This window comes from Acidaminococcus massiliensis, from assembly GCF_900095825.1.
Lineage (GTDB): Bacteria > Bacillota > Negativicutes > Acidaminococcales > Acidaminococcaceae > Acidaminococcus > Acidaminococcus massiliensis.
Window position 1 is genome coordinate 1 of sequence record NZ_LT608313.1, and the last position, 832, is coordinate 832.

The 832-nt window shown below is 42.1% G+C and carries 1 protein-coding gene; it reads left to right on the top strand.

Going from position 1 to position 832, the window contains the following annotated elements; all coding sequences use genetic code 11:
• Positions 1 to 832, top strand: an 832-nt coding sequence (locus BQ2657_RS00030; protein WP_143224806.1) for an IS3 family transposase, incomplete at both ends; no start/stop codon positions are given.

An 832-nucleotide genomic window follows, 5' to 3' on the forward strand; every position in this document is an offset into this window, starting at 1 on the left:
TTTTTTAAAAGAACTGAGGAGACTGCGTTTAGAGGACGAAGCAAAAATGAGAGAGTTGCGAAAATCATCTCCAGTCTCCGAAGATCATTCAAATTGAAAGACCTTCTCTCCTATACTCAAATGCCCAAAGCGACCTATATGTACTGGCAGAAACGGTTTGACCGCGTGAATCCAGACCAGGAAGTAGAGGACAAAATACAGGAAATCCGCAGCCAGCATAAAGATTATGGATATCGGCGCATGACCGGTGAGCTGAAGAATCAAGGGATTTGCGTGAACAAGAAGAAAGTTCAACGTATCATGCAGAAACTGAGCCTTCAGGTAACATCCTTTACCCGGAAAAGCCGTAAATACAGTTCCTATAAGGGTAAGGTAGGGACCATTGCTCCGAATAGAATACATCGTCGTTTTGAGACGAATATCCCACATCAGAAGATTACGACCGATACTTCAGAATTCAAATATTATGAAGTAGATACACAGGGACATCTGACCCTGCACAAGCTTTATCTGGATCCTTTCCTGGACATGTTCGATGATGAAATCATCAGCTATGGAATAGCCAAACGTCCTTCGGCTGAAAGCATACTGGAAGCTCAAGCTGAAGCAATCGAAATTACTGCTGATTGTCCATATCGAAGAACGTTTCACTCCGATCAGGGCTGGGCATACCAAATGAAGGCCTATACCAGGAAACTAAAAAAAGAACGAATTTTTCAGAGCATGTCTCGAAAGGGTAACTGTCATGATAACGCTGTAATGGAAAACTTTTTCGGCTTAATGAAACAGGAAATGTATTATGGAGTGATCTACTACAGCTACGAAGAACTAA